Source organism: Desulfobacter latus, from assembly GCF_013389365.1.
Lineage (GTDB): Bacteria > Desulfobacterota > Desulfobacteria > Desulfobacterales > Desulfobacteraceae > Desulfobacter > Desulfobacter latus.
In genome coordinates, this window is sequence record NZ_JACADJ010000077.1 from 1 (window position 1) to 18,067 (window position 18,067).

The 18,067-nt window shown below is 48.1% G+C and carries 13 protein-coding genes; 10 read left to right on the forward strand and 3 right to left on the reverse strand.

Annotated elements, in window-relative coordinates:
- Positions 1–71: 71 nt before the first annotated feature.
- The 8 genes from HXW94_RS15955 to HXW94_RS15990 all read left to right on the forward strand — a co-directional run bounded on the left by HXW94_RS15955 (position 72) and on the right by HXW94_RS15990 (position 11,212).
- Positions 72–680: a HipA domain-containing protein gene (locus HXW94_RS15955; protein ID WP_343054664.1), complete on the forward strand. Its 609-nt coding sequence runs from the start codon at positions 72–74 to the stop codon at positions 678–680.
- A 952-nt stretch (positions 681–1,632) separates the two neighbouring features.
- Positions 1,633–2,169: an NYN domain-containing protein gene (locus HXW94_RS15960; RefSeq protein ID WP_178367895.1), complete on the forward strand. Its 537-nt coding sequence runs from the start codon at positions 1,633–1,635 to the stop codon at positions 2,167–2,169.
- A 4-nt stretch (positions 2,170–2,173) separates the two neighbouring features.
- Complete coding sequence (locus HXW94_RS15965; protein ID WP_178367896.1) at positions 2,174–2,890, forward strand: hypothetical protein; 717 nt, start codon at positions 2,174–2,176, stop codon at positions 2,888–2,890.
- 2 nt (positions 2,891–2,892) lie between these two features.
- Positions 2,893–4,251, forward strand: coding sequence for a ThiF family adenylyltransferase (locus HXW94_RS15970; RefSeq protein ID WP_178367897.1), 1,359 nt, complete (start codon positions 2,893–2,895; stop codon positions 4,249–4,251).
- 36 nt (positions 4,252–4,287) lie between these two features.
- Positions 4,288–4,737 (forward strand): hypothetical protein, encoded by a 450-nt coding sequence (locus tag HXW94_RS15975; protein WP_178367898.1) that lies wholly within the window; start codon positions 4,288–4,290, stop codon positions 4,735–4,737.
- A complete protein-coding gene (locus HXW94_RS15980; protein ID WP_178367899.1) occupies positions 4,734–5,882 on the forward strand; it encodes a hypothetical protein in 1,149 nt (382 codons plus the stop codon). Before HXW94_RS15975 ends, HXW94_RS15980 begins: the two co-directional genes overlap by 4 nt.
- A complete protein-coding gene (locus HXW94_RS15985) occupies positions 5,879–6,973 on the forward strand; it encodes a hypothetical protein (RefSeq protein WP_178367900.1) in 1,095 nt (364 codons plus the stop codon). Before HXW94_RS15980 ends, HXW94_RS15985 begins: the two co-directional genes overlap by 4 nt.
- Before the next feature lie 39 nt (positions 6,974–7,012).
- Positions 7,013–11,212 (forward strand): DEAD/DEAH box helicase, encoded by a 4,200-nt coding sequence (locus HXW94_RS15990; RefSeq protein ID WP_178367901.1) that lies wholly within the window; start codon positions 7,013–7,015, stop codon positions 11,210–11,212.
- A gap of 447 nt (positions 11,213–11,659) precedes the next feature.
- Here the strand turns inward: HXW94_RS15990 and HXW94_RS15995 are convergent, their stop codons facing one another.
- The 3 genes from HXW94_RS15995 to thrS are packed head-to-tail and all read right to left on the reverse strand — an operon-like array spanning position 11,660 to position 15,524.
- Positions 11,660–12,496 carry an MBL fold metallo-hydrolase gene (locus HXW94_RS15995; RefSeq protein ID WP_178367902.1) on the reverse strand — a complete coding sequence of 279 codons (837 nt, stop codon included), beginning with the start codon at positions 12,494–12,496 and terminating at the stop codon, positions 11,660–11,662.
- Between the two features lie 20 nt (positions 12,497–12,516).
- Positions 12,517–13,599 carry a class I SAM-dependent methyltransferase gene (locus tag HXW94_RS16000; protein WP_178367903.1) on the reverse strand — a complete coding sequence of 361 codons (1,083 nt, stop codon included), beginning with the start codon at positions 13,597–13,599 and terminating at the stop codon, positions 12,517–12,519.
- An 11-nt stretch (positions 13,600–13,610) separates the two neighbouring features.
- Positions 13,611–15,524, reverse strand: coding sequence for a threonine--tRNA ligase (thrS, locus tag HXW94_RS16005; RefSeq protein WP_178367904.1), 1,914 nt, complete (start codon positions 15,522–15,524; stop codon positions 13,611–13,613).
- Between the two features lie 157 nt (positions 15,525–15,681).
- Here thrS and HXW94_RS16010 point away from each other — a divergent pair, with 157 nt between their 5' ends.
- Complete coding sequence (locus HXW94_RS16010) at positions 15,682–16,812, forward strand: HRDC domain-containing protein (protein WP_178367905.1); 1,131 nt, start codon at positions 15,682–15,684, stop codon at positions 16,810–16,812.
- Between the two features lie 77 nt (positions 16,813–16,889).
- The gene (dapF, locus tag HXW94_RS16015) at positions 16,890–17,735 is read left to right on the forward strand and encodes a diaminopimelate epimerase (protein WP_246294129.1); all 846 of its coding nucleotides are present in this window, start codon (positions 16,890–16,892) and stop codon (positions 17,733–17,735) included.
- Positions 17,736–18,067: the final 332 nt, after the last annotated feature.

Genomic DNA, 18,067 nt, shown 5'->3' on the forward strand with positions numbered 1-18,067 from the left:
TTTGTTCAATTCTAAAGTACACTAAAGGAACGTGCTGTTCACAGTATTTTTTTTAAAAAATAATTTTCAGCATCTCAAAAACACATTTTGATTTTACGAAGTGTCAAACGGAAAATGAAGGATGCCGGCTTGTCCAGGAAGATTTTTGTCAGGCATTGAACCGAAACGCTCAGCAGAAATATAATTATTCTTTAAAAGAGTGCTTTGATTTGATCCGAATAGAATGTTCAAATCCTATTGAGGATTCAAGAAAGCTTTTGAATCTAATTTTGTTCAATGGATTGATCGGTAATGCCGATGGCCACGCAAAAAACATTTCGTTGCTGCACGATGAAAATGGAACAACACTTGCGCCATTCTATGATTTGGTTTCTACGATGGTTTATCCCCAGTTTACAAAAAAAATGCCGATGAAGATTGCCGGGAAGAAAAGACAATTTGGCCATTTTCAAAAGCATCATTTCGATTCTCTCAGTGAAGAGATCGGCATGAAACCAAATATTCTAATCAAAGCAGCGTTAAACTTGGCAAACAGGATTATGACTGTTACTGAAATAACGCCAACGGAGTTCAAAGCCCAATATGGATCAATTGAAATGGTCGACAAGATCAATAGTGTGATTTCTTTTCACGCGAGATCATTGATTGATACATTGAGTGCGTATCCAGTACAGAAATAGTTAGGATCGAAAGGATTCGGGTCTTGAATTATTACATTTTAATCAAAAAAAAACTTTATAATTCAAGACCAGACTCTTCTTTCTTTGGAAATAAAAAAGGTGGACTAACAGGGATAGTCTACGGTAGTCTTCCATCAGAAAAACAACCCTTGTTTCTTAGCACGACAGCGACACTTTGTCTTATTTCCGCAAAAATCTTCGGTAAATCAACGCATTATAGCTGACTTAGAGCTATAAAATTCTTTTTAAACGGGAGGATTTTTGAAAGTGTCGCTGTCGTGTTAGGTAGTCCTCACCTCAAACCCCTCGGCTTGATGCCCAATTTGCATATCAGGGCTCCAATAAGAGAGCAAAGTAAGGCTCTGTAAAAATCAAAATTCAACTTCTTCTTTGCCATTCAGGAGACCATAAGTTTTTTCAGGAACGACTTCTTTAAAAATCACTTCGTGGAGCCTCATTTTTTTCCAGATCGCTGTAAAATTTCTTTGTGGTTTTCGTTACACCTCTCTGCAGGTTTATGATTTTGTCTCATAATTGCCTGTTAATCATTACATAGAGTAGCCCCTTTTCAGGATCAACTTGGTTGTTTGAATGGACTCGCAGGCAGGTGTAAGGGATATCTATGCCCAATGAAATCAATAGGGTATCAAAAATGGCAGGATATCTACAAAAAATTTTATAACCTCTTCTCCTGGTCCCGACTTCGACTTTGAGGGTAAACACAACTGAACCCGGGAGGCTTCATGCGCATAAGAATCATCATAATCGGCCTGCATTCGGACAGAATGAAGGGAAACGTACTTTGGATAAATTTTTTTCAATCAGGCAGGGTTCCTCACAATAGCTGCAAAAAAAAGTCAAAAAAAATTTGTAAGTTTTTGGCCTGGTCCCGACTTTGGTTTTGAAGGCTGAAAAAACGAACGCTAAAACAACTTAAAAAAGGAGAAGTTTCATGTTCAAAAAAATCATCGCAATTGATCTGCTTCCGGCAGAGTACCGGGCAAAGGAGCTTGGTATGGACTTCTTTCCGTTGAGCGGCTTCCGGGATGTAGTCTCAGGGCAAAGCGGGGATACCGATGTCTTAGAGATACTGGTTCCGCTTGTACGAAAAGTGCCTGAAAATGACAGCCCGGAAGCCTTGGCAACGGTAACCAACTGTTTTGAACGCAAGAGACATGCCTTGCAGATGAACGGGGCGACAGTAATAGAGGCTCCGGCCAAGCGAAGTCAGTCTACCGAAAGCTCTTACAAGCAGTCAGATGATCAACGGCTTGTTATCACAACCCTGTCCATGTGTCTCCGTCTGCGCCCGGACTTTCTGACGTTGGTCGCAGCAGATGGAGATTTTTCTCCCATGGTGGAGGAACTTCGCCGGGAAGGCATCAGAACAGAGGTTGTCGCATCAGCCCACATGCTGGCAAGCGACCTTAAAAAAGTTGCCTGGAACGTTATAGATCTGGACAATATCCTGGAAAACTTAAGGGGGTAAAACCATGAGTATCAAAAAAGACGAGTACGGCTTCATAAGAAGCAGCGGCTATGGTAGAGTTGACCTTGACACTCTCAGATCCCAGTTGAATGCTGATCCTGATGAAGCGATCTATCACACCTCCAATAGCGGCGGTGTACGCTCCAGTCGGCAGGTTAAAGATGGTAGTGTGCCAGTCCAGCCCGGAGATACGTTTAACGCAGGCCCCCAAGTGGTCAAAGCCTCTCTTTTGACTGACCTATTCAATCGTCAGCACAGGGAAAGACATGCACCACAGCCAAGATATCAAAGAATCCAAGGACAAAGCGAGCCAGCACCCGATAATGCAGTTGCTGCCATCCCTTTGTTTGACAAAGAGGTCAGGGCCATCAAAAAAGCGGGGTTTGGTGCGGTTCCCTCTCCCAAGGAAACCCGCTGGGGGTGGTGTGTCAGGCTGAAAGGCCTTACCTTGCCCGGTGGCAGCAGGACAGATGCAATGATCTTGCTGCCTAAAAACTATCCCAATGCCAGCCCCATCGGTTTTTATCTCAAAGCCGGGGCAAATACCGGGGGGCTTGACAGAGGGCACCTCTATGACACGACATACCATGGGGCGGTAGACCTCAGTGCCCATGGCTGGCAATGGTTCTGCGGCATCGCTGAAGGATGGAAACCGGGACGGCATAATCTGGTCACGTACCTATCAATGGTACTGACTATGCTTTCTGAAAGGAGAGGGTAATCATGAGAGAAGTCGTCATACATAATCAGTTGTGGGAAAGGGTCTGTGAGAGCCTTTTCCCTCCCTCCGGGGAGGAAGGATTTGCCTTTTGCGTGGCTCGTCTTTGCAAAAGAAGAAAAGGTTCCAGGTTCCTGCTGGACATTCCTGTACCGCTTTCTGAAAAGGACATAGAGTACCGGTGGACAGCCGGTGTCGCCCTGACCCGAAAGGGGTCTGACAAGCTGAATATTTTTTCGGCGAAACTTGCAGAGAAAGGTTATATCCCTGTGCATGTTCACTCGCACCCAGAAGGGATCCCCGACTTCAGTGCAGTGGATAATCACTATGAGAAGACCTTGTCCCTGTGGCTCAAGGATCATGGCCAACCCTTCCTAATAAGCGTGCTTGCACCGCGCAAAGGAATCCCCATGGCACGACTGTGGCACAAAGGGAGGCGTTTTAGAACAAAGCTTCGAGTGGGTCTGAAAGTGATGAGCAAAAAAACACCTCCTTTTCTTCCTGCCCTTGACCGGCAGCGGGCATTTGGCCCGCTGTTCAGTACATGTGCTGCCAACCTGCGGGTGGGCATTATCGGTGTGGGCGGGGTAGGGCTTCCTGTGGCCGAACAGTTGGCCCGGTGCGGGGTGCGATCGTTTCTTCTCATGGATCCTGACACCGTTGAAAAAACTAACCTTAATAGGCTTCAGGGGTTGACTCCAAAAGATGTTGGACGTAAAAAAGTAGATGTAGTAAATGGAATAATTCAGCGGGCAGGCATGTCTGTAGGAACGCGACCCTTTGTAACAACCATAGATGAGGATATCTATAATGCCTCTGACCGACAAAAGAATCTGGTCAAGGAGTGCGACCTTGTTTTGGCCTTGACCGATGATCATCTCTCCCGGCTTGTCTGTTTGGAGCTGGCCCTGGCTGGAGGCGCAGAGTATCTACAGGCAGGCGTGGATGTTCGTCTTGGCAACGACGGTGCCATAACAAATTTGATGGCAGAGGTCTCAGGTGCAGAATCAGGCCGGTATTGCCCTTTGTGTCTGGGGCGGCTGGACCCTGGCACTGCCTCTTTAGAGGCCCGCAAATACGTGGGCGGCGAGGTATGGGGCAAGGCGAAAAAAGACGGGTATATACCCGAGGTCGCATCTCCCGCGGTCATGTCCCTTAATGCTGTGGCCGCAGGAATGCTTGTGGCGGAAATCCAGCGTCGTATTTCCGGGCTGGGCATAACAGATCTTATACAAATAGATCTGAATACAGGCGGATCGTTGTTTGAAACAGATGTTGATCGAAAATTGATCGGAGACTGCATAATCTGTGGTCGAAAGGGCCACGCACAAGTAGAAACTGTTGTTGACAAAAAAGCAGGCTGAAATCCACAAACAGGCAGGCATTCAAAAGGTGGCTGAATGACAAAAGGATTCAAAGCGTTCTTGGAACATCAAAAGTCCGTTCTTGCAGAATACGGTTCCGTGGGACGATTACCTCCTGAAGCCTGGGAGCCTCATATGTTTTTCGTCCGGTGCAAGGATAGCACATTGCATGAGTTTACCAATGGAGATTTTCAAATCAGTAGGGAAAACGGTACCCATCCCCTGTTTGTCCTATCCACCAATCAAAACCTCAAGCATGATTGCTGTCCTTGCTCCTCTAAAAACTTTAATCACAACGCTAGTTCCTATATTGCAAAAGGATGCAGCCTACACAAGGCTCTTGATGCAATACGAAAGGATACATATATCCTTGACCGGCTTAGATTTCCTGTGCCTGTTGGCATTGAGTTTGCCACCTGGTTTGGAGGTATGGGCTGTTGGGGCGTTGTTCCGGTACACTGCGTCAAAGAGGTGACACAGCCATGACAAACTCAGTTTACTGCGGACGGGAGCAACTTTTTTCAAAAAACATTTCAAAAAATTGCCAAAAACTTCTCCGCAGTGTCGCCTTTAAAATTTGCTATAGGATGGACGCCTATCCACAGGTGGATGAGTGGCCCTATCCAAAATTTTCGGAACTTTGTGAAAAGGGGCGGGAAAAGGAGCTTGATGCAACGCTAAAAGAAATAAGCCATGAGATATGGATTTTTCTAAAATCCCGTTTTTCAAATAGAATGCCTTTGAATTCCGCTCTGATCGTCAACGGTTTTATAAATCACATGTTAGATCAGCGACAGAAAAAAAATAGTTCAGACCAATGGCTTAGAACCAACAAAGCATTGCGGCGGGCTTTGAGAGAAAAGAAAGAAATCCATAAGGACAAAAGAAAGAATTGGACCTACTACAGTTATGCGCCCATTGACAAAGATGCGCTAATGGATGAAGCATTGGCCCGCAAAAAACAAATCAACTTCTCAGAATGGGAAGTGCCTTGTGTGGACAGACGAATTTTATTTGATCGGATGCAGCGTAGTCTGCTACTCAAAATCAGCAAACAGTTTTGGTATCAGGTCCAAAAGACCATGGGAAAACCTTATGGGCTGACGGTTGGCGTAACCCTTGCCTATATGAAAGCCCATTATATCGATCTGTCAGACAAGACGATGGTCCATGCCTCAATCTTGGAAGAAGAAAAAGATCTGCCAGAAAACTATTATTCTGCGAAGGTTGATAACCAAAACAATCTCATATGTGAGATCAACGCCTGTGTTGAAGGGAAAAAAAAGTGGTCAATCGAACGACGCCAGGTACTTTGGCTCTATTGTTTAAAAGGATTGACTTTTGCTAACATAGCAGCTCTTTTGGGACTGGAAAAGGCAAGCGGTGCAAAGTATCACTGGAATGAAGCATCTTATTCAGTTGAAGGTCATGTAAATAATCACTGGAATAGTGCATTCAGCGCAGTAGAAAAGCATGTAAAAAAATGGCATGGTCCCAAGTTCCCCGCTATCCCCGAGGCCCTCTATCTGGAGTTTCTCTCTCAACTGGCCAGTTACTGCCAGAAGACAGCGCCCCTGAGCACACTCCAGAATCAATGTCTAGAACAAATTTTAAAGGAGAAGAAAAAATGAGCAGCACAGAAGATCTACGTTTACGACTCGCGTGGAACTTAGCCCAGGAGTCGCGATGCTGCCCCCCGGATTCACAGCTGTTTACTAAGAATTTATCAGAACAAGCCCGGCTCCATATCTCCTTGTGTCCCCTGTGTGAACGCCGACTGGATGAGCGCAGATATAGTGAACGTTGGTTGAATGAAAGCAGCAAGGACGCCCTACAGGAGTTGACAGACATTCTCTATATCGACGGTGCCGGAAAGGATCTGCCCCCTTCCCCGGGCCAACTTCACCCTGTCAGGTCCGAAAAGGGCGGCTGGGGACCTGGGGGAAGGTATTATAATCCCCCTGTGGTAATGGTTTTGGAAGAGATTGATAACACCGGACTGAGAGTGGCCCAGGTATCAGGATTTGATATTTTTGCATGGAACCATGATATTCCTTTGGAGGGATGTATTGATGGGATGGTAGAGGCTTGGAATGTATACCCACTTCAGCAGCAGGATCTTGGGGCCTGCCTTGAAAAACAAAGCTGTGCTTTTTTACAGAAAGTGCTTGCAGAAGTTGAGTTAGTCGAGTCTGAAAAACAGACTCCGCCAGCTATGGTTCAATTTTTCCGGCACATGGAAATGGAAACAGGACTTTTTTTCGGCATGCAGGCTTCCTATGCTCTGGCAGGCCAAAGTGGACGCACATCTGAAATGTCCAATGAATCGCCCGAACAGACGGGAAAAATTGTCGCCTTTAAACCGCCCCGGCAGGCAAAGATACTGACACCACGTTTTGGCGATGCCCCACCAAAACGCATGGCAGCAGCAACAAATTTCATTGACTTTGTGGGAGAAAATGGATTTGTTTGCCGGGCTGTCAGAGTTGAGAAAAAAGACTGGAACGGTTATGAAATAACCGCGGAAAGAACCCCAGATAGAGAGGCCGTGTATCTGGCGATTTTAGATAAGCCCAACGGTTGCGCTCTGCTAGTTCGCCCAACAGGCAAAAAAGACTGGACCGATACCATCGTCCTAAAAAGCGGTCAGAGAAAACGGGTTGAACTCCACCCCAAAGCTTCTTTGGCGAACACCCCTCAACTGATCGTATGGCAGATATAAACCACACAATACGACCGACAGACATAGAAGGTATACACCATGAAAATAGGATTTCCGATTGTTGACGAAGAGACCCAAACCACCCATGCCGTATGGTTTTCCACCACTCCTGCCACGGCAGTCTCCAATTTTTTTTTCAACAGGCAGAAATTTGACGATGTGGAAACGGCTTTGTGTGGAATTGTTGGTCTTTACCCCCGGATTCAAGCCATTATGGACAAAGGATACAATGTTCATATGGACTCTGATTATCAGGAAGACAACGCAGATGAAGTCCCTTTTACCGGAGATTCCTGGAAGCTTTGTGTTCATCTGATCGAGAACTATTGCGAGCCTTCGGGCCCGATATCACCCAATGTTCTTATTTCCTGCGACATTCACAATAAAAGCATCTGTCCGCTCAATGCTACTGCCACCAACGCAAAAGCAGACTATGCCAGGAGCAACCAGCATGTCCTGATACTTCACCCAGATGATAGCAACAATCTGGCCGACACCGACATAAAAAGGGTTACAAAGGGAAACTATTTACAGAAAAAACAGTCCAAGGAAACCCAGAGTACGACAATTAACGATTTGGAGAATTTAGGCAAAGCCGTAACCTACAGCTTTGCCAACTGGCTATCCGATGAAATCAATGCTACAGGCCACGGCATGGTATTCAGCCTGCCAACAGAAGAATCCACAAGAGCCGATGACACCATAAAGGAACTTGCCTATCTTCTGAACATGAAAGACCGGGAACACGCGGTCCCCAAGGGTCCTGAGGAGACCAATATCACATTTCGTGATTTTTATGGAAAAATCCTGCCGTCAATGAAAAATGACACCACACGCGACCATGAAAACGATTTGGCATTCAAGGATTTTCTGGCCGCCCCCACCATTTTGAACAAGGTCGATTTCAAGCTTTATCGAAATGGTGTGCTTGAAATGGCCATGCGGGACGAAAATTTTCCTTTAATGTTTGCCGATGAAAACGAAGAGCGCCGCCCAAGTCGCAATATCCTGCTGGCTGGCCCCACCGGATGCGGAAAAACAGACCTGGCCATCTCGCTCATGCTCAACGAAGTCATTGAAAACGAAGGGATCGCTGTCTATGTAGGCCCCACCCGAATGCTGGTTCAAGAAGTCTATTCAACGATTTTTAATATGCTGCCAGATCCGTCCGGGGCCTTTGGAGAGCGACTGGACAAAAAAAAGGATCTAGTTCTCTCCACAGGAGAGGACACGGAAAACGACTGGAAAATAAATACGGGGAATTTCAAGATTGCCTGCATCATCAGTGAAAAAGCCAACCAGTTTCTTCAGCAAGATGCCGTCCTGAACAATCAGGTTACACTGGTCGTGGTTGATGAGATTCACATGCTGGCCAACCCCATTCGGGGCGGGATTCTGGATATGCTGCTGGCCAAGTGCCACAGTATTGCCAGAGACCGCTCTGGAAATCCTGAAACCTATGAGGGCAACCTAAGGATACTTGCTATAACAACAGAGACCGTTGCCGGCACGGACGGTTTTAGCCGATTTTTTTCTTCTTCAAAGGAGTTCGGAACTTTAAAAGAACCTCCGGTCACCATTATCAGCAAGCAACGCCCCATCATGGTAAATCATTATATCCAGCTTTATGGCGGCAAAACAGCCTTCAAAAAAACACTGCTGGCCGAATACCGCAGCAATGAAGACCTAGCCTTTACCCAGAGTCAACGGCGCGCCATCAAAAATAAGATTGATAAAGCCGTGATAGACGAAGGCTCCACATCATTGAATGAGCTCAGCCTACAGATGATGAAAAATCACAAAAAGGCAATTGTTGCCATTCCCAGTGTACACAGCCTTTACACGTTCATCAGCTGGCTGACCAACAAAAAGCGGACGCACAATAACGAAACCATCATCCCCGGCCTCACGGATGACGCTTTGGAAGCACTGCCTGACTTGGAAACACTGCTGGCCCGAAGCACCATCAGCGACAGGGACAGGGACATTGTAATGCAGGGGGCAAAACACGGGGTATTTGCCCATTATTCCTACCTGGATACCGATGTTCGTCATTGGATGGAAAATGCCTTTAAAAACATCCGTCGCGACGGCGATTGGCCCGTAGTGCTGTGCGCTACAGACACATTGACCTACGGAGTAAACTTACCAGCAGACTGCCTTTTGCTGCACGGAGTGAAATGGACAAGAGAAAACCCTGATACAGAGGAATTAAAGCAGATTCCACTCACGTATAACGAATTCCACAACCTGGTGGGCCGGGTAGGCCGGTACGGACATGTGGCCGATAATGTCCGCTGTGAAGTAGTGGTGTTCAGTTCTGCCACTGCCACCAAAAGAGACGGAGTAGAGAGCATACTAAAAAATTACTATCACAACGCCCCGCCGCGGTTAGGGCCGTCAACCATTCTTTTAAGCGATATCAAGCGGGTGTCCGATGGGGTTCTGGAAGGCCTTTCCGATGTCACATTTCCTTCCTTTCGAAGTATCATGGATACCCTTCGGTTTGCGACAACCCATCCATCGGGAGCTAAGGGAAGTGACGTTCAGGTGGCCATGAAGGCTACCTACCTGTGGCAGTTTTATGCTTCTGGTACAGCAGACAACCAAGGCTCCTTCCCCCATATGAGTCAAGCTCAAGCCGCTATCAACACCCTTGTTGAAAAAACCCTTGAGTTTGCCAGTGGTTTTGAGCCGAAAATTGTTAAAAAAACAATAGAACAAGAAAGAACAATAGAGCAAGGGGAACGTCCCCGGTACAGCCTAAGGGAAGAAGGGGCGGCACTCATTGATACGGGGACAAGACCCCAGGCGGTCAGCCCTATGCAGGAGTGGCTTAAGAGCATAAAAAAAACTTTTGGGGATACAGCCCCGCCTGTGGAGCTGCTGATCCCAGGTCTTGTTGCCGCCCCTGACCTGTGGAAGATGCTGCGGGTCTTCTGCATTGAAAGCAAAGGTAAAATATTTGAAGGCGTTAAAACCAGGGAGAAAGCGGCGGCTGACTTGCTCTTCCGGGAAGTCAAAGCCCTTGGACTGAATAACAGCCAGACAGAACAGTTTCTGGCGTCTGTGGATATATTTATTGATGATCACTGTGCCTCACTGACGGCAACAGATGAAAAACGGCTTGAAAAGGCAAATGACTTTGTTAAAACCATTTTTCTGCGGGTCTCCGCAGCACTTCTAATGTGGCTCAGAGGTGCCGATTACAATGAAATAAACAAATTGTCTGTCCATGAGCCCAGTTCTGAAAAGAAGTCCATTCGACCCCTGAGAGAAACCGCAACATACAAAGCCGGGTGGCTTGCCACCATGTGCCTGCGTTTTTTCAGCAAGGTCATTGACACACCGTTATTGAAAGACCATGAACGTGACTTGCCACGCTTGGCTCTCAGATTGAAACTGGGGCTTCCCGCCCAGGCCATGCCGTTTATGTACAAAGAGGGGTTAAACCGCCTGTTTACCAGAAGTGAAGCCATTTCCCTTTTGGATAACCAACTGCATCCGGCATCCATCATGATGCACGAGGATCCCTCAACCCTGCCGTCTCTGAAAAAGGCCCTCAAAAAATTTACCCAGCAGGAACAGAGTGCTCCCAATACAGACCAGGTACAAAACCGTGTCAAGGACCTGGTCAAAATATGCATGAATTACTACCTGTCAGACGGGCTCAGGCTCATTGCAGAACTTGCCCTCCATGACAGAATGCTACACGATCACTGGAGACGCCTTCGTACTTGCATTGAGAACCAGAAAGGAGCCAGAAATATTGAACCATGGGATGATAAAGTGATTCAAAAAATTGTTTCATGTCTTGCTGTCATCCTGGGTCAGGATCAGCTAAGCTGTCGTGAGGATGAGGGTTTTGAAAACACCCTGTTCATCACCCAAAAAAACCAAAGGCCTTTGCGGATAAAATTCGCAGGGCCGAGAGAAGATCTGAAACACCAGCCTGAATTTTCCATGGTTATTCGGGCTCCCTGGGCGATCTGCCATGAGCAAAACAATGTCACGCTGTCCCTTTTCGGAGGCATTGCCCTGCTCATCATCCTGCGCCGCAGATTCTACGGCATTCAAGAACTTCAGTCATTTCATTCCTGGAAAAAAAAATACGCAACAGAACAATTTTATCCCTTACATGAAATTATACCGAAGATAGGCATAAACATGAAAGATATTCCATCGCCCATCCAGGAGCAATTTCATACTCTAGACGAGTTTATTCCCACTCCTATTTAATGGTTTTGTTGCATGTGAGAAAAACTATCCACTCGGACCAGTGTCGGCATGCAACAGTCAATTAACGCAGTACCATCATCTGTCGCCAGGTCTGTTTATGAGGGGGACTGAATAACAGAAGCATTGTGTGTGGGGTGGGATCATTTCACAAATTTCCAACCGAAGGACTATGTCAAAAACCCAATTTCCTCGTAGCTGAATTTAAAACCCCAGACTATTATTAATAGTTATCACCATCAAGCACCTGAAAGAGGCGGTCAGACTTTTCATGAATAGATTCACAAGAATCCGGCGAAACATTTGGTCATCTGCCATGATGCCTGCCACACTTTAATGATCGGGCAGGCATCCACTGGAACGGCATAGACGGTCCTGCGCCCGGTAACGGCCATGAAAATCCCCAGGCGGAAGACGGATTTATCTACTCCTGAATTGATCTATATTAATTCAGAGCTCAAGCCGGGTGCCTGTGGCAAACACGTTAATTGGGCGCGTCATTTTACGGGACATGTAGGCCGGGGCATCAGGACCCGTGCAGTGGCCGGTATAATAGGTTGTGCCGTCATAGGATGACAGTTCATTGACCAGAATATCCAGGCGGTTATCCGGTTCAGTGACCCGGGTGATGCGATTATACAGGTGGAATCCGCCGATCACATGGTCAATATGATCCCGGCCTGTGCGGGTAAGCACCGTATCAATCATATTTCCCATGCCCGAATGGGCGCATCCGGTGAACAGGACCGAGGTGCCGTCTTCCACGATCAGCAGGGCCAGTTCATGGGAAAATTCATCCTCAATCAGTGTTCCGTCTTCCTGCTGCCTTAACAGGTCTGAATTGCCCTGGGGGATAAATCCCTTTTTTGAAAAATCGGTGATAATGGTTAAATCCTCGGACAAGGCCAGGTCCGCACCAATAAACCGGCAACGGCTTTTGTCAATGGCATCGGTGTCAAGGCCGATATATCGGGGATCATGATCCTTATAGCGGGCATAGTATCTGCCTTCAATGGCTCCCCGGGTCATGATGATTGCTGCTTTGTCATTGATCGTTTGAAACTGCGGGATGCCGCCGCCATGGTCATAGTGCCCGTGGGACAGCACGGCCATGTCGACTTTTGACAGGTCCACACCCAAATGTTTTGCATTGTCTGCAAATTTTTGGTCCGGTCCCATATCAAACAGAATGGACCGGGTGCCGGTGCGGATAAAAAAACTTAAGCCGTGGGCCGGTGCAAGTTGCGGGTCCGTGGTGTTGTTTTCAAGCAGGCAGGTGATTTCCATGGCGTGTTCCTCCTGTGTTTTTATTTATCATGATGGGTGCATAAAAAATGCAGATTAAAGGGATCATTGGGGATATCTTCGGCACGAATTTTTGAAAAGCCCGCTTGTTTGAGCAGATCTATGGCCTGTTGTTTCCCCCACATCATGCCCAGGCCCGAGCCGTTGTCATTCAGTCCGATGGGCATGCAGTGCATCAGGCTTACCGTGTATAAAAACGGCCCCATGGGATGATCGACATTGCCCTTGATATTGGTGGCGGCCTTGATATCGATCATGGAAAAAAGGCCGCCGGCACGCAGCATGTATTTCACCCCTTTTAACGCGTCCAGGGGATGGGACTGGTCGTGGATGGCATCAAAGGCGCATACATAATCAAAGTGTCGGCTAAACGTTGACGCTTCATGGATTTTAGCGGCATCCTGGTGGATGAACGTAATATTGGACAACCCAAAAGATTCGGATAAGGCCCGGGCCTTTTCAAGGGCTTCGTCATGGTTGTCCATACCGATGAACTCAGAGTTTGGATAGGCCTGGGCCATGAGACAGACCGCCACGCCCTGGCCGCAGCCGATATCGCAGACCCGGATACCTTGCTGCAGCCTTTTTTCCAGCCGACCCTGATCAACATAGGGAATAAATTCCTGGATTAATACCTTGCGGTGCTTGGCATCTGCCAGTTCCGACATGAATGCCTGAAAATCCGGATAAATGGAAAAGGGAACGCTCCGGCCGGTTTTAAATCCCTGTTTTACGGCATCCATGGCACAGGCGGTCAGCAGGGGAATTTCCTGGGTATAAACCCCCAGGTTGTTGTTCCCGGCTCTTCTGCACAAAAGATCCCCATGGGAAGGGGGCAAAAAAAAGGTGGCATCACTGTCCTGGTATTCCGTCATCTCGATAATGCCGCCGGTGACCATGATGCCCAGCCACTCCTTGAGATATCGTGAGTTCAGGCCCGTTGCCCCGGCCAGTTCCACAAGGGTCAGGGCTGAGCCTTTCTCATCCATGACATCAAATATTTCAAGGGCGTAGCCGATGCCTAAGCCCAGGTTCAGGGCGCCGTAATTTAGAATTTGTACCAGTTTGTCGGAAAAGTCAGCCATGATTTAATGTGTTAAAGCTCGATTCCCTCCAGGACCCGGTCCCTGATATGGGTGCAGACCTTGGTTAGGAATTCTTTGTGAGTGACCCCCATCTTGACCTTGCCGTCCAGGGTGCGCACGGACAATACCTTGTCTTCCTTTTCCTTGTCACCAATGGTGATGATTAAAGGAATATAGTCCAGCTGGGCTTCCCTGATTTTCTTTTTAAGGGTCTCGCTTCTTTCATCCACCTCACAACGGATGTCGTGGACCGCCAGCAGATGCTGGATCTCTTTTGCATAGGGGGCCAGCTCCTGGTTGATGGGCAGGATCACGGCCTGGACCGGGGCCAGCCACAGGGGGAATTTGCCTGCAAAATGCTCCACAAGGATACCGAAGAACCGTTCCATGGAACCGTAGACCACCCGGTGGATCATGATGGGGCGGTGCTTTTCATTGTCCGCGCCCTTGTAAGTCAAGTCAAAACGTTCGGGCAGCGCCATGTCCAGCTGGATCGTGCCGCATTGCCAGGTTCTGCCCAAAGCGTCCTTGATGTGGATATCTATCTTGGGACCGTAAAAGGCACCATCCCCTTCATTGATCATGAATTCTTGGCCATAGGCTTCTATGGCATTGCGAAGGCCGTTGGTGGCGGTTTCCCACTGCTCATCCGTGCCGATTGATTTTTCAGGCCTTGTGGACAGCTCCAGGTGAAAGGATAGCCCAAAGCGGGCATAGACCCGTTCCGCCAGTTTTAAAACGTTTAAAACTTCTTCCTGGATCTGGTCCGGGGTCATGAAAATATGGGCATCATCCTGGTGAAAGGCCCGGACCCGGAACAGGCCAGACAACGCGCCGGACAGTTCATGGCGGTGCACCAGCCCGATCTCCCCGGCCCGGTGGGGCAGGTCTTTGTAAGAGTGGGATTTTGTTTTGAAAAGAATCATGCCGCCGGGGCAGTTCATGGGCTTGATGGCGTATTCTTCGTCATCAATGGTGGAGGTGTACATGTTTTCCCGGTAATTCTCCCAGTGGCCGCTTTGTTCCCACAGTTGTCTGGTCATCATCACAGGGGTTTTGGTTTCTACATATCCATCTTTTTTATGCTCCATGCGCCAGTAGTCCAAAAGCGCATTCCACATGGCAATGCCTTTGGCATGGAAAAAGGGCATGCCCGGTGCTTCGTCATGGAACGAGAACAGATCCAGGCGGGTGCCGAGTTTTCTGTGATCCCGTTTTTTGGCTTCCTCAATCATGGTCAGATAGGCATTGAGCTTTTTTTTGTCAAAAAAGGAGATGCCGTACAGGCGCTGGAGCTGTTCCCGGGACTGGTCCGCCCGCCAGTAGGCACCGGAGGTTTTTAACAGTTTAACCCCCTTGATCATACCGGTGTTGGGGATATGGGGGCCGCGGCACAGGTCAACGAATTTACCGTTCTGGTACAAAGAGATCTCTTCGCCTTCGGGCAGTTCATTGATCAGTTCCACCTTAAAGGGGTTGTCGGCAAACAGGTCAATTGCCTGCTGCCGTGTAACCACCCGGCGTTCAAAGCCTGCCTTGGCCTTGATGATTTTTTTCATCTCCGCTTCGATTTTTTCAAGATCAGCCTCGCTCACCGGTGCCATATCGATATCATAATAAAATCCATCTTCCACCACAGGACCGATGGTCAGTTTGGCGTCCGGATAGAGGTTGAGTACGGCTTCGGCCATGACATGGGCCGAAGAGTGGCGCAGGATATCCAGCCCCTTGTCGTCTTTGGCCATGATAAAGCTCACCGCGCTGTCTTTTTCAATAACTGCACCTAAATCAAGGGCTTGGCCCTCTATTTCCATGGCCACGCAGTTGCGGGCAAATCCTTCGGAAATGCTTTTTGCTACATCCATGCCTGTGGGCGGTGCGTCAAATTCTTTTACTGCATTATCCGGGAAAGTTATTTGAATCATTTTTTTTACTTCCTAATTATATATCATGCCTGACCTTGCCCTATTTTTCAAGGCAGCGTATGATCAGGTGTTTATGATTAAGCATTGTCATAAAAGTCGTTAAATTAAAAAAAAGAATCTTAAAAGAAGTGTTTTAAACAATCAAGGGAAAACTAAGGTGGTTTATCAGTTTGTAACAACGGACAAAGACCTGGCGCAAGTATGCCTGAAACTTGAACCCTGTGAGATTATCGGCGTGGATCTGGAAGCCGATTCCATGCACTGTTTTTTAGAAAAGATATGCCTGATCCAGATTGCAGGCCCAAACCAGGCCTGGCTGGTGGATCCTTTTCTGATCAATGATTTTTCACCCTTTTCTCAAATTCTTGAAAACCCGGAGATTGTCAAGGTGTTTCATGGGTCGGATTTTGATGTCAGGAGCCTTGACCGGGAGTTATCCGTTGAAATTGAAAACCTGTTTGACACCGAGATCGCCTGCCGTTTTTTAAATATTAAGGCCCGGGGCCTGGGCGCATTGTTGAAATCCTTTTTTGATATCGATGTGGATAAAAAGTACCAGAAGGTGGACTGGTCAAAACGCCCCTTGAAAGATGAGATGATTGCCTACAGTGTGGGGGATGTGGCCACGCTTGTGGAACTGCATGATATATTAAGGGAGCGCCTTGAAAAGATCGGGCGCCTGGCCTGGGCCGAAGAAGAGTTTGATTTGCAGGCCCGGGTCAAATACGAAAGCAATCATTTAAGGCCCTTGTTTAAAAAATTCAAGGGCGCCGGCAAACTTGATAACCGGAGCCTTGCCGTACTGGAGCATCTGCTCGAAGTCCGGCTTTCCCAGGCGGAGAAAAAGGATCTGCCCCCCTTTAAAATTATGTCCAATCAGTCCATCATGACCATGGTTCAGCGCAGGCCGGCCAGTGTTGAAGCGATATTGAAATATCGGGCATTAAGCCCTAAACAGGCCGGCATGTACGGGCAGTTGTGCGTCAAGGCCATTGAAACCGCCCTTGCCTTACCCCACCGGGAACTGCCCGCTTACCCCAGAACCCGGATGCCCAAGAAAAATCCCCAGGTTCTTGGCCGCATTGATGCATTAAAGAAAATGCGTGAAGCCGCGTCCCGGGGCCTGGCCATGGAGCCTGGCTTTTTGATCAACAATAATATGATTGCTGCTGTGGCAGCGGATAAACCCTCAAGCCGGGAAGATCTGTTGCAGATTCCGGGGATGCGAAACTGGCAGGTCGAGGCGCTTGGGGATCGAATTATAGAGACCCTGTCCCGGGTGCCGTGATTGACAAGAGACAAGGAACTGGAAACAAGAGGACGAAGCGCCTTTGGCGCCCATTAAATTAAGGATAAATAATGCATATGGATTTCTGGAAAATGCATGGTCTCGGCAATGATTTTATCATGCTGGATGACCGGGACAAGACCATTGCCGGGCACACGGATTATTCGGATCTGGCAGTGGACGTGTGTCACCGGCGGTTCGGTATCGGTGCCGACGGTATTATTCTGGCCCGGCATTCTGATACCCATGACATCCGGTTTGTTATCATCAACTCTGATGGGTCCGAACCTGAGATGTGCGGCAACGGCATGCGCTGTTTTGCCAAATATCTGTACGAGAACAATATTCTTGTCAAAGAAGAGATGACGGTGCAGACCCTGGCCGGAACCGTGGTGCCCCGGATTGAAAAAAAGCAACGCGGGCAGGTGGTATCCGTATGCGTGGATATGGGCGTGCCAACGCTTGTTCCCGAACAGATTCCTTTTGTCCATGACGGGGATAGGGCCCTTGGGGAGCCCATTGAAACTGAGCAGGGTATAATGTCCGTTTCCTGTGTCTCCATGGGGAACCCCCATGCCGTGATTTTTGTGCCGGACCTGTCCGTGGTGGACATTGAAACCATCGGCCCCCTGGTGGAAAATCATCCTCGGTTTCCTGAAAAAACCAATGTGGAATTCATTGAAGTCCTTTCTCATACAGCATTAAAAATGCGGGTGTGGGAACGCGGGGCAGGGGTAACCCTTGCCTGCGGCACCGGGGCCTGTGCTGCGGTTGCGGCGGCCCATCTGACGGAGCGGGCAGGGCGGCAGGTGCGTGTTCATCTGGACGGCGGGGACCTGGATATTTCATGGGATGAATCCTGTGGTCATATGTTTAAAACCGGACCTGCCCAGACCGTTTTTAAGGGGACTGTTGAGATTTAGTTGACAAATCGTTTCATTCTTTATATAGCGTAATTCATCGTAACCGTTCACTCCCCCCCCCCTGAAAATGTTACCATTTACGGATAACTATTTGATTTTATTCATACCGATAAATTAGAAAGAGGGGGGGAGTGAACGGTTACAATTCATCGTTTGGGGTGGCGCACAGCGTCTGAGATCATACCCATTGAACCTGATCCGGATAATAGTTACCAACTCCATAGAGAAATATAGAGATTGGTCTTAAACAGGTTGATTGACTGTCAGCGGCGAACCACCTATCTCTCGAAGCGTATAGCTCAGTTCTAACCTGTCGGATGCACTACGAGCAT

What these genes read in the sequence shown, in the direction of transcription:
- HXW94_RS15960 (WP_178367895.1), top strand. Translation starts at nt 1,633, where the DNA reads ATGTTCAAAAAAATCATCGCAATTGATCTGCTTCCGGCAGAGTACCGG.
- HXW94_RS15965 (WP_178367896.1), top strand. Translation starts at nt 2,174, where the DNA reads ATGAGTATCAAAAAAGACGAGTACGGCTTCATAAGAAGCAGCGGCTAT.
- HXW94_RS15970 (WP_178367897.1), top strand. Translation starts at nt 2,893, where the DNA reads ATGAGAGAAGTCGTCATACATAATCAGTTGTGGGAAAGGGTCTGTGAG.
- HXW94_RS15975 (WP_178367898.1), top strand. Translation starts at nt 4,288, where the DNA reads ATGACAAAAGGATTCAAAGCGTTCTTGGAACATCAAAAGTCCGTTCTT.
- HXW94_RS15980 (WP_178367899.1), top strand. Translation starts at nt 4,734, where the DNA reads ATGACAAACTCAGTTTACTGCGGACGGGAGCAACTTTTTTCAAAAAAC.
- HXW94_RS15985 (WP_178367900.1), top strand. Translation starts at nt 5,879, where the DNA reads ATGAGCAGCACAGAAGATCTACGTTTACGACTCGCGTGGAACTTAGCC.
- HXW94_RS15990 (WP_178367901.1), top strand. Translation starts at nt 7,013, where the DNA reads ATGAAAATAGGATTTCCGATTGTTGACGAAGAGACCCAAACCACCCAT.
- HXW94_RS15995 (WP_178367902.1), bottom strand. Translation starts at nt 12,496, where the DNA reads ATGGAAATCACCTGCCTGCTTGAAAACAACACCACGGACCCGCAACTT.
- HXW94_RS16000 (WP_178367903.1), bottom strand. Translation starts at nt 13,599, where the DNA reads ATGGCTGACTTTTCCGACAAACTGGTACAAATTCTAAATTACGGCGCC.
- thrS (WP_178367904.1), bottom strand. Translation starts at nt 15,524, where the DNA reads ATGATTCAAATAACTTTCCCGGATAATGCAGTAAAAGAATTTGACGCA.
- dapF (WP_246294129.1), top strand. Translation starts at nt 16,890, where the DNA reads ATGGATTTCTGGAAAATGCATGGTCTCGGCAATGATTTTATCATGCTG.